A 19478-nucleotide genomic window follows, 5' to 3' on the forward strand; every position below is an offset into this window, starting at 1 on the left:
GGCGGCAGCGAATTGAAGATTGCCACTTACAATGTCAATGGGATCAACGGCAGGCTAAATATTCTGCTGCGGTGGCTCAAGGAAGACAAACCGGACATAGTCTGCCTTCAGGAACTCAAGTCCACGACATTTCCGCAGAAAGAGATCGCCCGTGCTGGGTATCGCGCTGCTTGGCACGGCCAAAAGTCCTGGAATGGTGTCGCAATCTTGGTGCGGGACCAAGAGCCCCTCGTAACGCGGCGCGGCTTACCAGGCGATCCAGATGACAGTCAAAGTCGGTATATCGAAGCGGCGGTTGACGGCGTGATAGTGGGCTGCCTTTATCTCCCAAATGGCAACCCCGTCCCCGGGCCAAAATTCGATTACAAGCTCAAATGGTTTGACCGCCTCCGAGACTACGCTGCCGAATTGATGGACCTTGATATCCCGGCCCTCCTCGTTGGTGATTTCAACGTGATGCCGACGGAGCTCGATGTCTACAAACCGGAAAGATGGGTCGATGACGCCTTGTTCCGCCCCGAAGTCCGCCGGGCTTATGCTGACTTGCTCCAGCAGGGATGGACAGATGCAATCCGGCATTTGCATCCCGACGAGCGGATTTACACCTTTTGGAAATACTGGCGCAACAGCTTCGAGCACGATGCGGGCCTGAGGATCGATCACTTCCTCCTGTCACCGACAGTCGCGCCGTGGCTCAGATCAGCATCGGTGCGCAGAAAGCCCCGGGGTTGGCCACATACGAGTGACCATGCACCTGTGGTGATCGAAATAGACGTCCCGGGAGATGCAAGCCAATGAGAAACACGCGGCTTCAGTCAACGCTGCAGAGTGAGATCGCAGACTGGTTTAAAGCGCTGGAAACCGTCCATCCTGAGGACATGATCGGTTTGTGGAAGGGGTCGGGTCACCCGTCGGGCCACCCTTTGGATGGCGTTCTCGAAAATCTGCACTGGTTCGGGAAGCGTTTTCATCCCGACATGCGGGCCGACGCATTACTTTTCGAGGGAGACCAGGGAGAGCTCGTCGCGATCGAACCTGCCTTCTTCCCTATCCGCTGGGCGTTAAGGTTCGCAAGTCTTGGCAGGACGGCTCGTGCGAGGAACCTGTTTTCTCACTTGAGACCGCGCCTGAGAGCCAAAGGCACGACAGCGTCCCTCGAACGGCGGATAGACGAAGGCGTTTTGACCACAGCAATGGTTTATGACCGACAGCCCATCGTGGATTTTTTCCGTCGATCAGACGACATGGTGGTCGGTAAGATGGTAGTTAGTGGAGATCCCCGCCCATATTTCTTCAGGCTACTAAGGGTCTAATAACCGCAGAGATATGGTCTACCGTCGGTGAAGCATAGGGAGTGTCAGAAGGTCAGGGCATTGACGGCCATCACGATTGGTAAGGCAGATGCGGCAATCACCGCCATCCAGGCTATCAGGATCTTACCTACATAGACGCGGCGAGCTTTCCTCGCATTCCACTCGTAATACACGCACACTCTCCCAAAACACGGCGGAGTATATGAAGCACCGCTAAATCGCAGTGTGAAGTGGCGCAGCAGTTACAGTACGTTTTTTATTCAAGTTGCAGGGTCAACGCTCTCGATGGATCGCGTCTCCTTTGACATCAGTCCAAAGATGCATGCGGATTTCATATATCGACCGCTGGGGTGCCGGAAAATTAGGATCGGCAAATGCGCCTACAGGAATCGCATAGACTCCGGGCGTATCCTCGTTTTCGTAATAGACTGTTGATCCACAATCCGGACAGAAATGATAGCGTGCCCACATACCGCTATCTCCAGTCCTCTCGTACAGCCGAGAACTTCCTTCGATTTCCACATCCGTCTTCGCGTATCGGGCCTGGACTGCAAAGGCACTTCCGGTTCGGCGCTGGCATTCCAGGCAATGACAGACCGAGACCCTCTGCGGCTCCCCATAGCATTCTGCCCGTAGCTCACCGCACCTACACTTTGCGACCCGGAGTGACATGCTGGACCTCATCAAGCAAAAAGAAACATCAAGACTTCTTCTTGAGGGCGCTCGGCTTATGTGCTGCCTTGGCTCCAGATTTAGAGCTCTCGACGATTATTTGAGGATCCGCCTTGGAAGCCTTTACCTGGTGCCCGTTGATTTTTGTCGAGCTGGTTTGCTCGCGGATCACCTTACCTGTCGTCTCACCTTGGCTCGTTTTCCACGCCACGGTGTCGCCCTTCTTCAGATCCTTCGCCATACGGCCTCCTGCATGATATCGGCAGCAAACATATGAGAGGATCATATGGTTCCGTTGAAGCTGTCGTCGCCTGGGTGAGCTATCTCACTATGTATGACATGCCCACAGATCTTGGAGCGGTTTCGTTGAAACCAAATTGTTCAGCCTTATAGCTGCTCATTCAATTCCTTGAGCAACTTCCTGCGTTCCCGCCTGCGAGTAATCTGGCGTGTCAGTGCTTCGGATGCTCGAATTGCCGATCCGCTGTCGGACTTCGTGAGTTCGAATTTTCGCGTCGCGCCGATCAGTAGGTCCTCAGAGCCGTAGATGCCCAGGATCGTAATCTCGATGTTTTCTGCAACTGCATCAAGTTTACCCGTAAAACGCTCGCCTGCTTCGATCGCGTTTGCCTCAGCATAATCAATGATGCAGTCGAAAGTCCCCATGTCCGCCATTGTCCCGGGTTGCAATGGGCCCTGGCGCGTCATTCTTTGCCATCCAGTATCGATGCCTGATTGCCGGATATCCTCTGCATCTGTGATGTAGGCGGTGTAGGTGTGGTTCTTAGTTTTGACTTTTGCGACGACGCTTTGAATGTGCACTGGCTCCCGGCTCATGTTTGTCACCAAACAATGAGCGTTGAGTGCCCGCCCCTCTCCGTGGTTGATAACCAGCATTGGTTTGACCTGTCTTCGATGCCCTCCAACGAAGATTTGAAGGTAGACAGCCCAAATGCAAAGGGTCCCAATGCTGGCCGCAGCGGAGACGATAGGAGCGTTCGCTCGCAGTAACTCTAGCATTTGGAATCCTGTCTCTGAAAATCAGGCTACGTGTGTGCGGAGAAAATCCAGGCCAAGACGTGCGCCCGTCATTGAGATCGTATGACCAACACCTGGCTCGATCTTCAGATCAACCTTGAAACCAGCCGTTTGGAGCTGGGAGGCGGCAAGGGTAGATGCAATTGGCGGGATAATTCGATCACTCTGTCCGTGAACAAGAAGAACCGGCGTGCCGCTGCTGTCGGAAGAAAGCGGGATGGGTGGGAGAAGGCCGGAATAGCCAATCAGTGCGCCAATTTTCCATCTGCCAGACGCGACCGCGTCAAGAGCGACAATCGCCCCCTGTGAGACACCGACAAAGGCGACCCGATCGAGTGCTTCCTCAAACCGCTCGCGCTTGATGATCTGATCGATCGTGCGATCGAATGCGTCGCGGATGTCGGCAAGGCGGTCAGGCCGAAGTTGATTACCGTCGACTTGAAACCAGAGATGACCAGGTCCAGCCACTTTGCGAAATGGCGCGTCGGGCGTGGCGAACCGTGCTGCAGGTAGGCTTGTCTTCCAGGACGAGGCGAGTGGCATCATCTGCGCACCTGACGCTCCGATGCCATGGAAAAGAATGATAAGTCCGGTCGTCAGTGCCAAGCTCGCCGACTTTCAGTGTGAGATCAAAAACAGAGGGCGCTCAACCCTTACGGAGAACGCCCTCTTCGACCCGGAACGAGGCAACGCGACGGTCATCGTGGCGTCATCAGTTACGGGGTCAAGCTCGAGACGATTGACTGATTGTGAGATCAGAGCCGGTCAGCAGTCGTCTCGAACCAAGTACGATGACGGACTTCGTCCTGATGGGCCTTCATAAAGAACGCTTTCGTTTCCGGTCGAGCCTCTTCGTGCTGCGAGGCACGCTCATAGGCAGAGACTGTGTCGTCTTCGTTCGTCTTCATTGCCTTTAGGATTGTCTTGTCGCCGAAAATGTCGGCGAGCGCGATCTTGCCAGTCGTCAGCATCTGCTTCATGTCACCCTTCTCAGGAGCATCGATGCCAGCTTCTGCAGCGATTTCGTTAAGGGTGGAGAGATGCTGGAGATGATCTTGACGAAACTCGTCGACCTTTGCGCTAAGCGTTTTGTCATCGAGACGCTCGATCGTAGAATCGTAAGCCGCAATCGCATCGTGCTCGAGGTAGATCAGATCCTTCACGAGCTTTCTAAAGTCGCTCTCATTACCAACCATAGTAACCATTGTTTTCTCCCTTTCCAATGAGGCAGGGGAAAGACATGACAGTTGAGCACGTTCCATTCGTAAGGACGACGGTACGGAACCGTACGATCGGCTCGTCTCAGCAACTCAAGGCAATCAGAAGGGTTCTATAAGCGCCGCCGCGTCTCGATCGACTGGATTCCTCCAGTAGTGCACATACATAGCCGGGAAACGCGGCGATACAAACACAGATCATGAGTTGTGCTAAAGATTTTAAGGAGGTGGAAATGGCGAATGAAAAATCAGCTGCGGTTGAAGCATTCGAAGCCGAGCATGCTCGGCAAAGATCGACCAGTCTTCTAGATGAGGGATTGGAGGAAACGTTCCCGGCGTCTGATCCAGTGTCGGCCACCACGACCGCTATCCCCTCAGGAACTGGCCGACGGGCAGCATCCGATGCGCCACGTGTCGACCAAGCTCTCGAATTGATCCTTGAACATCGAAATGACCGTAGGTCGAGCCGCGTGAGCAGCTCGCTGCTCTCAGGGACGAGGCCGAGAGTCTGCAGCATCGAGCGACCGACAACGTAAGGAATAGGATCCGACGAAATCCTTGGCAGGCGATCGGCCTCGCTGCTGTAGTCGGCTTTATCGTCGGCATTACGCGATAACTGGACATGAACATCAACAAGGCCTCCCATTGCCGACGTGGGTGGCCGATTTGCTTACAGTACCTAGCTTATTTACCTGCCTTATCAAAGCGAACGGCGGCCGCCTCGATCTGAGGGCCATTTTCTAGCGACCAAGCGCAGAGCGCTTCAAATGGCTGTCTCAGAGAATGCCCCAAAGGGGTAATCGCGTATTCGACACCAATCGGCTGAGTTGGCAACACAGTCCTTGTTACCAAACCATTTCGTTCCAACCTCTTCAAAGCGTCTGAGAGCGCTTTGTGTGTAATCCCATTGAGGCGTCGCTTAATCTCGTTGAACCGTGACGGCTTCGGACAAATTACGGTTAGGATGAGGATCGTCCACTTATCAGCGATCTTATCCAAAACGGGACGCACAATCGCCATATCGTCCAGGGCGCGGCAGGAAAGCATTTCCAGGTCAGTATACTGGTCCATATCTAGGCTACTCAAGGTGCGTGATTGATATCAGATTTACGACGTATATCATCTCGAGACCATCAAGTGAAAGGAATTCAGATGACTCGAATGCATAACAAAGTCGCGCTGGTCGTCGGTGGAGCAAAGGGTATCGGCCTAGCCATCGCTGAGCGGCTGGCTTCGGAGGGAGCGACGCTCTTTATTACCAGCCGCCGTGCCTCCGATGTCGAGAAGGCAGCCTCCAATATTGGCAGGGGCACGATAGGGATCACAGCCGACGCTAGCTCACCTGAAGACATGCTGAAGGCCGTAGATCGCGTGCGTCAGACCCACTCGCGTATCGATGCTCTCGTGCTGAATGCGGGCATCTCCGAACCCGCCCGGATAACTGAAGTCACTCCAGACCACTTCGATCGCCACTTCGATGTCAACGTCCGCGGCACAGTTTTCGGACTGCAGGCCGCGCTTCCAGTGATGGGTGAAGGAGGCTCAGCTGTCCTAGTAGGATCAATTGCAGACAATGCGGGGATCCCTTCATACGGCACCTATGCCGCAACGAAGGCTGCACTCCGATCCTACGCGAGAACCTGGACCGCAGAGCTCGCTTCCAAAGGCATTCGCGTCAACGTCGTCGCTCCGGGCCCGACAGATACAGAAATGATGGCGGCTGTTCCAGACGACGTCCGCGAGTCATTGATTGCGCCTATACCTATGAAGCGGATGGCACGTCCAGAGGAAGTCGCGGCGGCTACGCTTTTCCTGCTGAGCGACGAGGCAAGCTACATTGCAGGTGCCGAACTTTGCGTCGACGGAGGAATGAGGCAGATCTAGCTTATCTGATAAGCTATCGTAGATGTGGTGCGCTTGCATACCAAGCGAGCGCACCACTCGAGGCTTTACTGCTGATCGCCCTCGACGCCTTCAAACTCCGGCGCGTCCTGTACCTGCTGGCGCGTCACGTTCAACACGATCTGCTCTGGCAGGCGATCCGACCCAGCTTCAACCCCCGATGTGTCAGCGCCATTTGCAGGAACTGCACGGTTAGGGGCTGTGGCCGTAGTGGAAGTCGAAGCTGTAGTCTCTCCCGAAACGCCGGGTGCTGCTTCACCAGCCGCCGAGTTGTTCGACATGTTGCCAGGACCCAACTGCAGAGCGCTGATGTCTACTGCGACGTTCTTCTCGCCAATCCCCAGGAAGCCACCCACACCGACGATGACCGCATTAATGCTTCCATCCTGACTGACCAGCACATCATTGATCTGGCCTATGCTTTCATTTTCTGCACCGTATACTTCTTTACCCTCAAGATCACTGACCCGCCATGCGCCAGATTCTGGTACGGTAACGAATGGACCCGCTGTCGTAGCATCGCTGGCTGACGCCTGCTCCATCGGCTTTGCGGTTGTCTTATCTTGTGCCGAGTTCTGGTCGGACGCCCTCGGGGCTGGCGTTGCCGGAGCGGTCTGCGCAGCACCTTCAGCCTGCGCGAGTGCTGCAACAGGGATAGCTGCGGACAGGATGAGTGCGGAGATCGTGCGCTTCAACATAAGTATATCCTCGTATTTATCGAACGTGCAGGCAACGGAGCGAGCCGACCTTCGTTCCTCGCACTGAGATGACATTCAATGACGAAATCGTGTGACCGGCTTCATCGATAGAAGGCGATGTTTGAAGCTACGCGGCTACTTAGAAGGTCGCCGATGCTCTCGTGAGAGACAAACTCAGGTCAGGAACGCGGCGACAACAGCGCGGGAGGCGGTTACCCTCTGAATATCTCGGTTTGAATCAACTGAGATCGACGGCACACAGATCAATAGAAGGGTCACCTGGAGTTCGGAGATCTGAGCTGTGCCATCGTCCTCTAAAAAGCGGCATCGATCATGCGCGACGGCTCCAACATCAGTAAAAGAAGATCGGCCTAGACGATGTTGCGATGCTTCTTCTGTCCCCTACCTTTCAGCGAGGCATAGCTAAATTTTCGATACCGGAGAAAGCGATTTGGAAGACACCCTACAACTATGGGACTGGCGCAAGAAAATTGCAGATCTCTACCACCAGATTCGCTCCAGCACAGATGTATCAGCTGCGTGGCGCCTCTGGCGCGACACCCGCTCAACGATGTTCCGCGATCATCCTCAATCGCCAATCGAAGCGGCGGATCGTCATGTGTTCGAGGGACCAAAAACGTTTCCTTATGATCCCTCGATGCGCATCACAGTAAGCATTGAGACGGTGGCCCCGGAGAAGATCACCGTCGCGACTGGAGCGGACGGCGAATTGTCGATGCGCTCATTCGCCCGCACGTGTGGGCTCGAAGAGAACCTGGGTGGCGAGCTGACCTTGTATTGGATCGAAGGTTACGGCGGCGGCGTGTTTCTGCCATTCGCCGACGCGACGTCGGGAACGGAAACATATGGTGGTGGACGGTATCTACTCGATACGATCAAAGGCGCAGATGTGGGCGGCGCTCGGCCAGATGGCACGTTGGTGCTCGACTTCAACTTCGCTTACTTCCCATCATGCGCATACTCTTCGCGCTACGTCTGCCCATTGGCGCCATCAGGGAATCGATTGAAGGGAGCGGTTAGAGCCGGAGAACGACATCCGGAACACTGAAATCGTGTGAGCGACCATGAAGATCGCGACCTATAACGTCAACGGCATTAACGGGCGCCTCAAAAACTCGCTGCGCTGGCTGAGTGAGAACAAGCTAAATGTCGTCTGACGCCCTTTACCGGCCCGAGGTCCGCAAGGACTATCCTATCTTGATCGAGCAAGACTGGACGGATGTGATCGGGCATCTGTATCCAGATGAGCGCATCTACTCCCTCATCGAAAGCTGCACTCAACACGGTCGACCCGTCCGCCTACTCGTCCGGCCCTCTCACCGCCGTCGTTACCGTCCACAGACAGAGCCAATTGACGCGATTACCGAGTAATATTTGCCGCGTGCGAACAGCTAAAGTCCGCAGTCGGCGCTTATGCGCCGAGACGGCAGTCGGCCCGAATCGGACAAACGACCCGGATGACGCTAGACAGGGTTATGGAAGCAGACTTTACTGCGGGAGAAGGAGTCCCCCTCGAAATGAAGAACGAACACGCGACCGCAGTGATCGACGCCTACCTTGACGCGGATGTCCACCCGGTTACCCATGCTATATTGGTCGAGGGTCCCTGGGGAAGCGGCAAGACCTACTTCCTCGAGAAGATCTACGAACCCGACCGACAGGCAAAGGCCAAAGCTAGGGGGTTCTATAAGACGCCCTTTCTCTTCGTGAGCCTCTTCGGCGTAAAGACGGCCGACGACGTCGAGAAGCGGATGCACCGCGCCGCGAGCCCTGGCGAGGTTGCGGTCGGCAAGACTATTGGGACAATTGTCTCAGGCGGTTTGGAATTCCTCAAGATCAAGGACGCAACAAAGACGACTTTCGACGCCATCGAGAAGCGTGCAGCACGTCGACACGTCGACTACATCCTCGTCTTCGACGATCTCGAGCGGGTCGAGACGGGTGCACTAGGCGAGATCATGGGTCTCGTAAACTCCCTGATCACGATGGGACAACGCCGTGTCATCCTAGTTGGAGACGAAGCGAAGCTGCTTGAGATTCATAAAGATGCCAACTGGGACGAGCAGAACGAGAAGATCGTTGGCCGACGGGCCCGTATCGAGGCAGACGTCGAAAGCGTAGTCCGCCGTTCGGTCGAAGACGTATCTGACGGCCCTACGAAGTCGTTCATGAAGGAACGTGTTGATGTCCTGATCGACCTGGCCAACCGCTCTCACGTCGAGAACCTGCGCAATCTGTCCTGGGCCATCGTCAACGGTGCGCGGTTCGTACGCAGCCTACTGACGGATACGGAAATTCGCGAAGGTCATACAGACCATGTCGCTCGAACTATGCTCGTCGTGGTAGCGACGACGCTATGGTATCGTTCAAAGAAACTGAGCAACGAAGCTTTGGGTAGATTGCCAAGTCTTTCCATGACTCTCGCGGTCGGGTCGATGGGGCGACATAATAAGCGTGAGGAAGAGGATCCGGACACCGCTGTCGCGAAACAGTTCTCTGAAATCTTCGCAGATCTGGCCGTCGAGTCACCGCCATTGGAATATCAACGCATCATCGACTTCGAAGCCAGCGGCATTTTGGACGACGCTGAGTTCACGACGTGGACCAAGTCTCAGTTTGGCTTCGGCAAAGGACAGTCGGAGCCCTCTTGGCGGCGGTTGTGGCACAGCTACGAGAGACCAATGGCTCACACTGACGAAGCCGCAGAGGAACTCGCGGAGGAGCTCGCTAAGAGGACCCATACGAAACGGGGGCCGATCCTTCATGCCGCCGGTCTGGCCATCAAACACGGCAAGGCGGGGGACATTCGTCTGACGAATGGTGCGGAGGTAGTCTCGTTCTTCAAGTCTTACATTGATGAGTTGGTCGCAAACAGATCACTTGAAGTAAACAAAATCGACCCCCTGCCAATCGAATACGAATCGGCTGCTGGACTGGGGTTCAACTCGAAGGACACCCCGGAATTCGAGGAAATCTACCGATACCTGACCGATAAGCAGGCGGATGTTGAAAAGGTTGACCTCGAGAGTCGCGCCGACGAGATCGTCAAGGAAGCCGAGGCCGGTGATCTTGACGCACTTCATAAGCTCAACATGATGAACGACGATCTGTCGAGGAACCCGGTACTACTCGGCATCGACGTCGACAGGATGGCAAACTTGATAGCGAACGACGTTCCCGCACTGAACGTGGGCTCGAGACTTCTGGCTTACCGTTACCATCATGGGAGGCATGGGGAGCCGCTCATGACCGAAATTCCCTGGGCCCGGAAGGTTTATGAAGCAGTGATCGCGAAGGTCGACCAGTGGCCCGAGCCGCACCGCTACATGTCAAAGGAGACTATGGAGGGATTGATCCGCCACTACGAGAGGGGGCACGATCCAGAAGATCAGATCTTACCCACACCGGAAGATGCGGAAGTCAATGCCAAGGAAGCTGACGATCGAGCAGCGACGTCCGCCTAAACGGCCTCCTATTGCCGCGAACCTGAAAACAGCTCGGCTAAAATCTCCCAAGGGGATCTTATTTTAGCGAAGCGTTTAGAAGTGCTTCGATTTGAATTTCAATTGTATCCAGCGTCTTCAAAGGCAACGAGGCGCTATGGGGGCTATCGGTCCCGAAGCGAACGTTCCTTAGGCAGTCCCCGGAAGTCTGAAATGGGGGTGGAATGCGGGCATTTTGCTCCTCACACGGACAATCTCAAACGCGGGCTTCGCGCCTAACCGGACAATCACCGGCTGGCAATGAAACGCTCACGCTGTCGCGTGACAGCGACCTGCTTTCGGAGGCTATCTCACAGCGTTTTTTTTAAAGGGCATCAAGCTCGGCGCCAGCCTTGCTGGCCTCGAACGCCTTCTCCCCCTCTTGCTGGACGTAAATGAGACGCCAGAATGTGTCCTGGTAATTTGAATTAGCCGACAGCTCGACTGTGCTGGCATCTGATTTGTACGTCCGAAACCAATTGGCCTCGTTCTGGCTGAGGGAGTACGCAAATTTTTCCGCCCTACCATAGTAGGTATCGCTGGGCTGACGCTCGTACACGCCAGTTTCGGTATAATTCTTTGCCAGAGAAGCAGCGAGTTGATTGTAACGGTCCATGATGCGGGACCCATACTGGTCATTGACGAACTCATTCCCCAGAACCACGATACGCCAGAGGCGATCGTCATGCCCGAACGAAAGCATCACAATTCTCATGTCAGACAGTGCCTTGGGCAAAGAAGTCGCGACGTAAGTTTTGCCAAACGTCGTGCTCTCCGCAGGCCGCAATACAACACCGAGTTTTTCGATTTCGGAAGCACTGACCATCCATTTGAGACCAAAAGGGGCGGAAGTTTCCTGAGCGAGAACCGGCTGAATCAGCGTCATTAGAAGGAGGGCGAGAAGGGCCAATGTTTTCTTCATAGCGCGTCACCGTCCTCCACTGTTTCCTGGCCCATGGGAGCTGCGGGACGCCCTTCAGATCGCCGGTTCCAAGTTAAACCATACCGTTCAGACAGCAGCGCCAATCGAAGCTGGGAAATACTCAATTCTGCTGTTGCAGCATTTGTTAAGGCGATTGCTTGGATTAACCCACCGGTGTACCGACTGGCCTCAGCGCTTAAGCGGTCGCGCTCACTCGTGGCTGCGGCTAGGTCTGTCCCGATGGCAGCAATCCTTCTTTCGTCCGGCCGATGGATCTCGCCATTTAAAGTATAGTTCAGGTCGATCCGCCGAAGGAAGCTGAGGCGCTTCTGTTCGAGCATGGCAGCGGTCACCTTCAGCGTTTCAATGCGAACATCGATGAGGCTGGTGATTGCACCGCCGTCGTAGCGGGCCTTCTGCGCTTCTGCCTTAGATATCTCGTTTGCAATATTAACGAGGTCTTGATCCAAATCCGCAGTGCTAGGATCACTACCAGAGTAACTGATGAAAGCCAGGCCGCCGCCTAGCAAAATTAGGCAAACAACTGCTGTTGCAATAATGGTTTTCATGAAAGCCCCCTTCCATATAAACGCTTCAGTATCTGGCCGCATACAGAGACGCAAGCGCGATCTACCACTCAACTTAACTGTTGCATGAAAAGTGAAAGCGGACAGCAAACTCCCGGGATTTCTGACATCTGCGTCAACGACCAAAATGGGGTCGAGAGGCGACAATGATCGAAGAGTGCCGCAACGTCCCCTTCTGGGGCTAACCGGAAGACGACAATTGGCCCGAAACGGTCAAGTTGTTTGAGGGATGTCTTTCGAATAAGGGTTCTCGAAATACAACTTCAGCAAATGGAGGGGATGGTTATGGATACTGATCTAAAGCGATTTCAGGGCCGGTGGCGGCAGGTGCGATTTGAAGAAAATGGGATTGTAGATCCAGCCGACACTCACGGCGCACCTGACGCCGTCATGACAATCGTCGGCGAGACTTTCCATGTGGCGGTTCCAGGTGAGGAAGCGCTAATTGAGGGAAGCTTCGTGATTAAAGACGATACATCCCCAAAACGCATAGACTGGATCGATAGCATAGGCACTGATGCAGGGAAGAGGCTTCCGGCCATTTACACGCTGTCAAAGGACACATTTGAGTTCGCTGCGGCAGATGCTGATATGGAACGCCCGCAAGATTTCACAGGCGGGAGCGGGATCACTATCAGAGGATTTGTTCGAACCTGAGACGCTATGAGCCCTTGTGGTGCATTGTTGACATCCGTGTTGCCATGGCAGCTGTGTCAATTGGCCTACAAGGGCAAATTTTCGATAAAAGTGGATAGCTCTGGCTACCCAGTCGATGTGCGAGATCTCGGAATAGACATCGCAAAGTCCAGTAAATACCTGCAAAGCAACGCCGTCGATCACACCTGAACGGCAATCCAAGGGGGCGGCAAACCTATTGTAGCCGTCCCCTCAGAGGATTTTACCCGATCATGTCATGACTATGCCCTGAAAGGCAGCTTCGACTTCATCGAAACCCAAGCTTGCGCCGCCTTCTTGCTCGCTGATTTAGTTTTCGACGGTTCCGAGGCAAGTGCCTCCAAGAGTTCTGCCAACTCCTTCGCGACGGCAATGGGGTGGACTTTCGCCGCATCCATCGCAGCAAGGCAAGCTCGCGCTTTAGCAGGTTGCCTCAGAGTTGGAATGACTCCCTCAAGATCGTATGCGACCTCACCGAGGGACACGATATCATCGGCAAATCGCGCATCAATCCAGTCGCCAATCACCGACTTGGGTTCAGGAATGCGGGCTCGCTTCGCCTCAAGCATTCCAATCTTTGCCCTCACCACATTCAGAACGGCGTCCTTGAATTGCTCTGTGAACGTGTCGACGTCGGCCAGCCATTCCGATGATATCAATCGCGTCGCCTGCTCCCTGGTCCAACCGGCTCCAACCAGTGCGCTGACACCACCAACGCCGCCAAGAACCAAAGCACCAGCGGGGCCGAATGCAAGAAGCCCTATCGCCTTGCCTGACAATGCACCGATAGCCGATAGCCCACCTTTGACGCTGGCGTCCATGACAAGCGAGAACGGTAGATCCGACAATGGCATTCTGCCTCGCCATACCCGATGAAGGTTGCGTGCCGAGGACATCGCCATGGCAAAGTACGGAGCGTTCAGATCACCAAGTGCTTCACCCGCTTCCAGGGAAGTCTTCATAATCAGATCAGCGATCTCGCGATCAAACCCGTCAACGTAAAATACCAGGTTTGCCCACGCCGCGCCGCTGTTCACGACGGCTTCTGCTAACTCGGCGTTCGCATATACGGGCATATCCGGATACTTCGAGAAATGCTCTCGCAATCCATCGAGGCTCCGCAAGCATTTCACCTGGAAGGGTACGCCGTCCACGAGCAGATCGAAACCCGCATTGTTCGATGTCTCAGGGAAGCTGACCACATGGCCCACCTCTGTCAGACGAGCCGCGACGAGCTGCTCGGAAACATATCCACGAAGGTTGTTGCCTGCTCCAGCGACGGCGGCAGCACTCATCGATCCGATACGTTCCGCAAAGGCACCAAATTGGAAGATGTCCCCAATATCCTCCGAGCGCGAAAAGTCAGCAGCGGCAAGAACCATCGGATCGATGGACACGGCGTTATACAGGATATCACCGGCAGTCAGTCCTGCGACCGCCGCAATCTCCCCCGCATCGCCTCGGCTTCTCGACAAGACACCATCCAGCAAAGCCTCCCTGCGGTCTAAGAAGTGGCTTTTGCCGTTGAGGTCATCCACCGCATTCGGCAGTTGTCGGCCCGTAGTCCTTGCGACGGCGGCAACACGGGATAACGCCTCTGCCCTCATCTCTGCGGGAAGGGACCGGAGATCTAGCTCTGTCGCGAACCTGAAGTCATTCAACGTGACCGTCAAACCATCCCGTTCAGCGGATAGTCCACGCAGCGCTAACTGGACCGCAACGACGGCAGCCAGCTTCTGAGCTTGCCCACCGTTTACGTGACGATTTGCGAGATAGCCTAGTCCGACGACGGCAGGGATGCTGAACAATGGGTTCGCGAGCAGGAAGAGTGTGGAAACTACGGCTGGTCCGCTCATGAGTGGGATGAATGCCGAAGCCTGTGCGGCGAGAATATACGCGCTGAAACCCGCCAGGTTTACGCCGACGCCAACCGAGAATGCTGTAGTACCTGTCGCAAGCAGTGCGAAGGCTGCGCGATCTCCAGAAACCAACGCATTTCGCATAGCATCGTCTCGGAGTTCAGGCGGCAGCTCTCGGATATGATCTCGGATGCGTGCGCCGAGTTCGCTTTGCAGTTCCGCGGACAATTCACCCGATCCGGCTGCCTCACCCACTGCCTTGGCAACAAGTTCGGCCTGGGCAGCGACTAGGGATGCAAAATCCTGATGCTGACGAGCACCAATCGACCTCACAGTCCGCCACGCCTTTTGAACCGTGGTCTGGATGTTGGAAATGTCGTCTTCAACAGGCATGGCAATAATGCTTGCCGCTTTGAATGCGACACCTGCACCGATTGAATTTGCTCGTTTCGTAGACAGAGGAAGCGCCGCGCTCAGACCGAGTGCTTCAGCCATGTTGCCCCAAAGACGGATACGCAGCTCTCGCTCCAAGGCCGTGGACACAAACAAATTATCAGCCGCTTCCTTTAGACGCTTGGCGAACGCATTCATTTCGCCGTCGCGCCCACTCTGGAAGCGTGCAACAATATCACTGACGCGATCCATCGACATCGACAACAAGGTCGTAGCTTCGAAACTGGCAATTAGATTGCAGAGTTCGCGGCGATCAAGCGCCCCTAGACCAGCGAAAATCGTCCACGGTGGTATGTACAAGTCCGTCCCCATCAAATGCCCTGGACTTCATGCCGTAAGGACGCACGGTTGTCGATTTGTTTCCAAGGCTTGTGCGGGATTCTTATCGGTGCAAATGGTAACGAACTGGCGGATCGACTTCAGCCTAACTAGGTAACCTTCTCTTGCGCAATCAGGCGTTACACGCCAGCATCCCCGAGCGGTACGAAGTCCAGTGCTGAGTTTTGCTCCTCACCAGCCCGCAACACTGCGAGCGGCATACGCACGCATTAACCATGTACGCAAATTTAATATGTTGGTAACCATATTAGATCGACAATCAGCTGTGCCAGTGCCAAGATGACGCCGTGCATCATTACGGCGAGCTAGCTATGGCATTTCTTCGAATACAGAAATCGCTGGCGCATTAATTGACCGGCTGCCGACAGGTGTCGCGATAACGCGACGCAATCCTTAGCCACCTTTCATAATCGGCGACAATGGTACGCTTACGCTGAAGTGAGCATAACTTTTGCATCAGTGTAACCGTATCCGTCGCTCTGGTTAGCGTTACTCAGCCAGATCCGTCATTCCGCGGCATCAGGAAACGACATCTGGCTGCCACGCTGTATGAGGCTTGGTTGCTCACTCATGCCAACGACACCACTACATTTTCCTCGCGTTGTCTCGCCGATGGACGACGAGGTCCCAGCCAGCTACCTCGCTCGGCTTGCATGGACGAACGGGTTTGAAGACATCAGGCAATTCGCTCGAGTGATCGGGATCGATGGTGACATCCGCCGCTTTTCGGAACACGATGCGAATATGCTGTCTGATAAGACTGGACACTGCCTGGACAGACTGCGCCGCTACACCGTCGCGTCATTCGTCTTCATCTCTTTCGGCGAAAGTATCGTTCGCCGAACTCAATTGAACAACAAAGGCATCCGATTTTGCGCGGAATGCCTTCAAGACGCGCGAAAAGATGGTTCGGCCCTTCATATCCGGGGACCCTGGCAATGGCGATTGATTACTCACTGCCCCATTCATGGTGCCACTTTGTCAGTTGCCCTCCAGGATCCGAGACGGCTCTCGTCATTCGACAGCCTCTTAAGAGCCGATGCTGCAACAATCCCGAGCGGTAATTCTTATCCTCGTGCCAGTGATCAGTATTTCTATGACCGCCTCTCCCACCCACCCAGCTCAGCGTTTCTAGACGCGTTCCCGGTGTATCTTGCGGCCGACCTTTGCGTGCTGTTAGGTCGATGTTTGCAGATGCAAGAGATGAAAGAAAACGGCCTTCGCCGTTATACGGAACGAGAGTTCCAGCGAGGGTTCGATATTGCGCACAAGGGCGAGAGCAACGTTTGGTCGTTCTTGGCAGAGCATGTCCGAGTTGTTTGCAAACGAGTTACACATCCTCGCCTCATCTACTCACCTTTCCTGACTTGGTGGTCATCCAACAAAGGTGACCCAAGGGCCGCATCGGTGATGTCTTTTGTTCAGCGACATGCCGAGACGCATGTCGCACTGGAGCCGGGGGACGCGTTTGTTTGGCCCGTCGCTGAGCGCAGGTATCACTCGATCAAGTCTGCCTGTCAGGAACACGGGTTATCAGAGAACGAGGTCAGGGAGGTCCTGGCGCGGGTATTCGTAGAGCAGGATGAACCTCACTTCTTCGACCGATTGGAATTTGAGCGCTCACTCGCTACGCCATCCGCCTCGCAGAAAAGAGCCTCTGCTAACGAAATCCTTTCCCTGGATGCTGCTCGTCGCAAGTTGGGGGTGACATCGAAAGCAATGTTGAACCTCACTGCATCGCAATTGATTTCGACGGTTGAGTTGAAAAACATGTCGCTGTGGAAAGGGCGCACGCGGCGAGGTATCCGCATGCGTGAGCTGGATCGGTTTTCAAGAGAATATGTCTCCCTCGATCAGTTGGCGGCACAGCATCGAATTAGCCGTACCGAAATGCATGATAAATTGCGGAAGAGCGGTATTGAGCCTGCCCTTCCTACACGATCGTCTATGGCACTGTTATTCCGAAGGCGAGATCTCAAAACGGCTGGTATCAACTGACATAAGGATGGGTCTTAAAACTTAGTCAGCTTTTATCTCGAAGGACAACGCCTTGAACTTGCCTGTTACTGCGTGGGCGACCTATCCGCGATAGCGGTAGCACATTGATCGAATCTGTGTGGGGTTACCAACACGGTAGGGCATGTCTAAATTTTTATGTGTGCCATTTCCTTTAAGATCATCTGTTCGTGCAATTGTCCGGTCATATTGCATGGAGCAGATTGCGTAAGATGAGCAGCATTGAGGAACGAATTTCCCCCGCGACAAGCACCCCAGCTTTGAGTGAATCAGATGCTTCAAAATGGTTCGATGTGCGCAAGCATTTCCTGGTGCTAAGCAGGAAAATCACAGAAAATTATGTGAAGCAGCTGGAACACGTCGCCAAGCTGCAAAAAGGAAAGTTTCCTCACATCGCTGAGCTCCTGGCTGATTGCGATGTGCCTGGCTACGATGTCGAAGTATTTATTAAATTCGGCTCAACACTGCAACCTTACGCTCGTGAGTTGGAAGAGCATGCCGTTTCTCCTGTTATTATTAACGCCCTCATTCGTGCGGGCGATGATGTGCGAGACGCGGCCCTTCAACGGATTCGTAGCGGCTATAAAATCTCAATCAACGACTTCCCCAACATCAAATCTAGTCTCGCCATGGCTAACATGTCAGCGGAAGAGCTCGTCATCGAGTCCAACAAGGAGAGTCTCCGCGCTGCGTTTGCGAAGAAAGCGAAGACCGATGAGGATGCCTTTCGCGCGGATGCTGCTGTCCTCTACAATCTCATTGTCATCTATGCCAACCAACCATCCGACAATGTGTTCGTGAAAATTCGCAAACATTCCCGAATTCTACTCCGCCGCTTCGAGGAGCTGTTCGGATCTGAATTCCCCTCCGTGCAAGATTGGCTCTTCGTCGGACTTGAGGATCCCGAAAAACAGTATCTTGCTCAAGCACATTACGCCCTGTCTGAAATTTCCAAGGGTAGCTTCCGGGCAGGATTTCCGTGGCTGCAGAGTAGCTACACTTCCTGGTTCTCCAGCGACTCCGTCAGATATCTCGCGGGTATCAATGTTTCGACGGATACAGGGACTTGGCGCAAGTCTCCGGATCACTTGCGAACGCTCACTGCGATACAAGTAGGCGCTGATTGCGGGGGAACGACCTTGGGCCTTGAAGCGGCCCGATTCAATATCCTTGCCGTTACGGAACCTGATTTTGCATGCACCAAGACGCTTAAAATGAACAGGCCGAAATTAGGTGTTGAATCGGTGGACATCAGGGACTTCGATGGGTTAGCGAAGCTCGCGGACCAGCGGACTGGATCCACAAAGCTAGATATGCTTGCTGGCAACCTGAACGGTCCAAACTTGATGCAGGTCGAGAAGCTTGAGCGTCTAAATGCGGCGATTGATTGCATTACCGCCGTCAATCCTCGAGCGTTCTTTTTCCAGATTGACGCCGCACTCTATGGGGCAAAGCCAAATCTTCCCCACCGGAAAAAACTTCATGAAATCTGTCAGAACCAAGGCTACAGTTTTGACATCTTCGACGTCCGTGCAAGCGATGTTCAAGTCCCTCAGGAGATGCGTGTCGATACCTTCATTATCGGCATGGAAAACGAAATGTGGCGTAAGTTCACCCCTCCGGGCTCAACGCCACGCAATTCTCACTTGGGTGAAGTCCTATTTGACCATGCTTTTCCGTACCGGAGTGACAACTGGGGTACCAAAGACGATGCGGCTGATCCTTCGGACACTCGCGACGCTGAACAGCGAAAATACGATAGGTGGGCTCGCAACTGGCTCGAGAAATACGGAGACAAGTTTGCGCCGAGGATCATCGATCGCGTCAAAGGTGACGAGAAAAAATGGACCAATGTTGGATTGACGATGTCACTCCATGACGAACCTCTGAACATTGGTCACGACGACGCCACATCCGGCAAGCCACTACCACTGACTTTCAGCCTCCTTGCTTTGCTTAATGGGTTCCCATTTGGATGGCATTTCCCCGGCAAGGACGTAGGACAAAAAGTTGAGAATCTTACCAAAGCGGTGCCCCCTGCAGTCGCTCATGCAGTTGCAATAGCCCTGCGCACCGCACTAACGGGCGAGGAGCTTGACCCCATGAACCCTCAAGCGTTCGAGATCGGTGGAGAACTTCCGACGAAACTCAAATTTAAACTCACCCCGGAAGCTAGCTCAAACCGGGATCGATTTTTAGCGAATGAATGGCGAAGGGCCATGATCGAGCAGGCGATGCTCGATCAAATGTTGACTGATGATGACAGCGATGATGAATGAAGCCA

General features: G+C 54.3%; 20 protein-coding genes and 1 pseudogene. 10 read left to right on the forward strand and 11 right to left on the reverse strand.

The window, feature by feature from the left end; all coding sequences use genetic code 11:
- Positions 1 to 12 precede the first annotated feature (12 nt).
- Both xth and GGE33_RS15680 read left to right on the forward strand, forming a co-directional pair.
- Positions 13 to 798, forward strand: a complete 786-nt coding sequence (gene xth, locus GGE33_RS15675; protein ID WP_183824761.1) for an exodeoxyribonuclease III — start codon at positions 13 to 15, stop codon at positions 796 to 798.
- Positions 795 to 1313, forward strand: a complete 519-nt coding sequence (locus tag GGE33_RS15680) for a GXWXG domain-containing protein (protein ID WP_183824764.1) — start codon at positions 795 to 797, stop codon at positions 1311 to 1313. The genes xth and GGE33_RS15680 overlap by 4 nt, the downstream gene beginning before the upstream one ends.
- A 44-nt stretch (positions 1314 to 1357) precedes the next feature.
- Here GGE33_RS15680 and GGE33_RS27725 read toward each other — a convergent pair whose 3' ends face one another.
- From GGE33_RS27725 to GGE33_RS15705, 6 genes are all read right to left on the reverse strand, one after another.
- Entirely contained in the window at positions 1358 to 1486 is a 129-nt protein-coding gene (locus GGE33_RS27725) for a hypothetical protein (RefSeq protein ID WP_281388788.1), read from the reverse strand.
- A gap of 100 nt (positions 1487 to 1586) precedes the next feature.
- Entirely contained in the window at positions 1587 to 1997 is a 411-nt protein-coding gene (locus GGE33_RS15685; protein WP_343062497.1) for a GFA family protein, read from the reverse strand.
- 16 nt (positions 1998 to 2013) lie between these two features.
- Entirely contained in the window at positions 2014 to 2226 is a 213-nt protein-coding gene (locus GGE33_RS15690; RefSeq protein WP_183824771.1) for a hypervirulence associated TUDOR domain-containing protein, read from the reverse strand.
- A 146-nt stretch (positions 2227 to 2372) separates the two neighbouring features.
- Positions 2373 to 2882 carry a hypothetical protein gene (locus tag GGE33_RS15695; RefSeq protein ID WP_183824774.1) on the reverse strand — a complete coding sequence of 170 codons (510 nt, stop codon included), beginning with the start codon at positions 2880 to 2882 and terminating at the stop codon, positions 2373 to 2375.
- 144 nt (positions 2883 to 3026) lie between these two features.
- Entirely contained in the window at positions 3027 to 3629 is a 603-nt protein-coding gene (locus GGE33_RS15700; RefSeq protein WP_183824777.1) for an alpha/beta hydrolase, read from the reverse strand.
- A 149-nt stretch (positions 3630 to 3778) separates the two neighbouring features.
- Entirely contained in the window at positions 3779 to 4228 is a 450-nt protein-coding gene (locus GGE33_RS15705; protein ID WP_183824780.1) for a DUF892 family protein, read from the reverse strand.
- Positions 4229 to 4784: 556 nt separating this feature from the next.
- Here GGE33_RS15705 and GGE33_RS28015 point away from each other — a divergent pair.
- Positions 4785 to 4856 carry a glycine zipper domain-containing protein gene (locus GGE33_RS28015; RefSeq protein WP_425486663.1) on the forward strand — a complete coding sequence of 24 codons (72 nt, stop codon included), beginning with the start codon at positions 4785 to 4787 and terminating at the stop codon, positions 4854 to 4856.
- 68 nt (positions 4857 to 4924) lie between these two features.
- On the opposite strand, the gene GGE33_RS15715 is transcribed toward GGE33_RS28015, so the two are convergent.
- Complete coding sequence (locus GGE33_RS15715; protein WP_183824783.1) at positions 4925 to 5311, reverse strand: winged helix-turn-helix transcriptional regulator; 387 nt, start codon at positions 5309 to 5311, stop codon at positions 4925 to 4927.
- An 81-nt stretch (positions 5312 to 5392) separates the two neighbouring features.
- On the opposite strand from GGE33_RS15715, the gene GGE33_RS15720 reads away from it, so the two are divergent.
- Positions 5393 to 6124 (forward strand): SDR family NAD(P)-dependent oxidoreductase, encoded by a 732-nt coding sequence (locus GGE33_RS15720; protein ID WP_183824786.1) that lies wholly within the window; start codon positions 5393 to 5395, stop codon positions 6122 to 6124.
- 65 nt (positions 6125 to 6189) lie between these two features.
- Here the strand turns inward: GGE33_RS15720 and GGE33_RS15725 are convergent, their stop codons facing one another.
- Positions 6190 to 6840 carry a PRC-barrel domain-containing protein gene (locus GGE33_RS15725; protein WP_183824789.1) on the reverse strand — a complete coding sequence of 217 codons (651 nt, stop codon included), beginning with the start codon at positions 6838 to 6840 and terminating at the stop codon, positions 6190 to 6192.
- A 451-nt stretch (positions 6841 to 7291) separates the two neighbouring features.
- On the opposite strand from GGE33_RS15725, the gene GGE33_RS15730 reads away from it, so the two are divergent.
- The 3 genes and pseudogenes from GGE33_RS15730 (at position 7292) to GGE33_RS15735 (ending at position 10325) form a co-directional block, all read left to right on the forward strand.
- The gene (locus tag GGE33_RS15730; RefSeq protein ID WP_183824792.1) at positions 7292 to 7909 is read left to right on the forward strand and encodes a DUF1684 domain-containing protein; all 618 of its coding nucleotides are present in this window, start codon (positions 7292 to 7294) and stop codon (positions 7907 to 7909) included.
- A 16-nt stretch (positions 7910 to 7925) separates the two neighbouring features.
- Positions 7926 to 8015 (forward strand): annotated as a pseudogene (locus tag GGE33_RS27520) (exodeoxyribonuclease III); the annotation flags it as partial.
- Positions 8016 to 8378: 363 nt separating this feature from the next.
- Entirely contained in the window at positions 8379 to 10325 is a 1947-nt protein-coding gene (locus GGE33_RS15735; RefSeq protein WP_246436147.1) for a KAP family NTPase, read from the forward strand.
- Positions 10326 to 10668: 343 nt separating this feature from the next.
- On the opposite strand, the gene GGE33_RS15740 is transcribed toward GGE33_RS15735, so the two are convergent.
- Both GGE33_RS15740 and GGE33_RS15745 read right to left on the reverse strand, forming a co-directional pair.
- On the reverse strand, positions 10669 to 11265 hold the full coding sequence (locus tag GGE33_RS15740; RefSeq protein WP_183824795.1) for a hypothetical protein: 597 nt from the start codon (positions 11263 to 11265) through the stop codon (positions 10669 to 10671).
- Entirely contained in the window at positions 11262 to 11834 is a 573-nt protein-coding gene (locus tag GGE33_RS15745; protein WP_183824798.1) for a hypothetical protein, read from the reverse strand. Before GGE33_RS15745 ends, GGE33_RS15740 begins: the two co-directional genes overlap by 4 nt.
- Before the next feature lie 303 nt (positions 11835 to 12137).
- Here GGE33_RS15745 and GGE33_RS15750 point away from each other — a divergent pair, with 303 nt between their 5' ends.
- Positions 12138 to 12509: a TIGR03067 domain-containing protein gene (locus GGE33_RS15750; RefSeq protein ID WP_210303684.1), complete on the forward strand. Its 372-nt coding sequence runs from the start codon at positions 12138 to 12140 to the stop codon at positions 12507 to 12509.
- Between the two features lie 260 nt (positions 12510 to 12769).
- Here the strand turns inward: GGE33_RS15750 and GGE33_RS15755 are convergent, their stop codons facing one another.
- Entirely contained in the window at positions 12770 to 15139 is a 2370-nt protein-coding gene (locus tag GGE33_RS15755) for a hypothetical protein (RefSeq protein WP_183824801.1), read from the reverse strand.
- Positions 15140 to 15748: 609 nt separating this feature from the next.
- On the opposite strand from GGE33_RS15755, the gene GGE33_RS15760 reads away from it, so the two are divergent.
- Both GGE33_RS15760 and GGE33_RS15765 read left to right on the forward strand, forming a co-directional pair.
- The gene (locus GGE33_RS15760) at positions 15749 to 17176 is read left to right on the forward strand and encodes a TniQ family protein (RefSeq protein ID WP_281388789.1); all 1428 of its coding nucleotides are present in this window, start codon (positions 15749 to 15751) and stop codon (positions 17174 to 17176) included.
- A gap of 230 nt (positions 17177 to 17406) precedes the next feature.
- Positions 17407 to 19473: a DNA cytosine methyltransferase gene (locus GGE33_RS15765; protein ID WP_183824808.1), complete on the forward strand. Its 2067-nt coding sequence runs from the start codon at positions 17407 to 17409 to the stop codon at positions 19471 to 19473.
- The last annotated feature ends 5 nt before the right edge of the window (positions 19474 to 19478 follow it).

The organism is Aliirhizobium cellulosilyticum, from assembly GCF_014198105.1.
Classification (GTDB): Bacteria; Pseudomonadota; Alphaproteobacteria; order Rhizobiales; family Rhizobiaceae; genus Neorhizobium; species Neorhizobium cellulosilyticum.

Coding starts and splice junctions, on each gene's coding strand:
- GGE33_RS15680 (WP_183824764.1), top strand. CDS start 795: ATGAGAAACACGCGGCTTCAGTCAACGCTGCAGAGTGAGATCGCAGAC.
- GGE33_RS15685 (WP_343062497.1), bottom strand. CDS start 1,997: ATGAGGTCCAGCATGTCACTCCGGGTCGCAAAGTGTAGGTGCGGTGAG.
- GGE33_RS15690 (WP_183824771.1), bottom strand. CDS start 2,226: ATGGCGAAGGATCTGAAGAAGGGCGACACCGTGGCGTGGAAAACGAGC.
- GGE33_RS15695 (WP_183824774.1), bottom strand. CDS start 2,882: ATGCTGGTTATCAACCACGGAGAGGGGCGGGCACTCAACGCTCATTGT.
- GGE33_RS15705 (WP_183824780.1), bottom strand. CDS start 4,228: ATGGTTACTATGGTTGGTAATGAGAGCGACTTTAGAAAGCTCGTGAAG.
- GGE33_RS15715 (WP_183824783.1), bottom strand. CDS start 5,311: ATGGACCAGTATACTGACCTGGAAATGCTTTCCTGCCGCGCCCTGGAC.
- GGE33_RS15720 (WP_183824786.1), top strand. CDS start 5,393: ATGACTCGAATGCATAACAAAGTCGCGCTGGTCGTCGGTGGAGCAAAG.
- GGE33_RS15725 (WP_183824789.1), bottom strand. CDS start 6,840: ATGTTGAAGCGCACGATCTCCGCACTCATCCTGTCCGCAGCTATCCCT.
- GGE33_RS15735 (WP_246436147.1), top strand. CDS start 8,379: ATGAAGAACGAACACGCGACCGCAGTGATCGACGCCTACCTTGACGCG.
- GGE33_RS15740 (WP_183824795.1), bottom strand. CDS start 11,265: ATGAAGAAAACATTGGCCCTTCTCGCCCTCCTTCTAATGACGCTGATT.
- GGE33_RS15745 (WP_183824798.1), bottom strand. CDS start 11,834: ATGAAAACCATTATTGCAACAGCAGTTGTTTGCCTAATTTTGCTAGGC.
- GGE33_RS15750 (WP_210303684.1), top strand. CDS start 12,138: ATGGATACTGATCTAAAGCGATTTCAGGGCCGGTGGCGGCAGGTGCGA.
- GGE33_RS15760 (WP_281388789.1), top strand. CDS start 15,749: ATGCCAACGACACCACTACATTTTCCTCGCGTTGTCTCGCCGATGGAC.
- GGE33_RS15765 (WP_183824808.1), top strand. CDS start 17,407: ATGAGCAGCATTGAGGAACGAATTTCCCCCGCGACAAGCACCCCAGCT.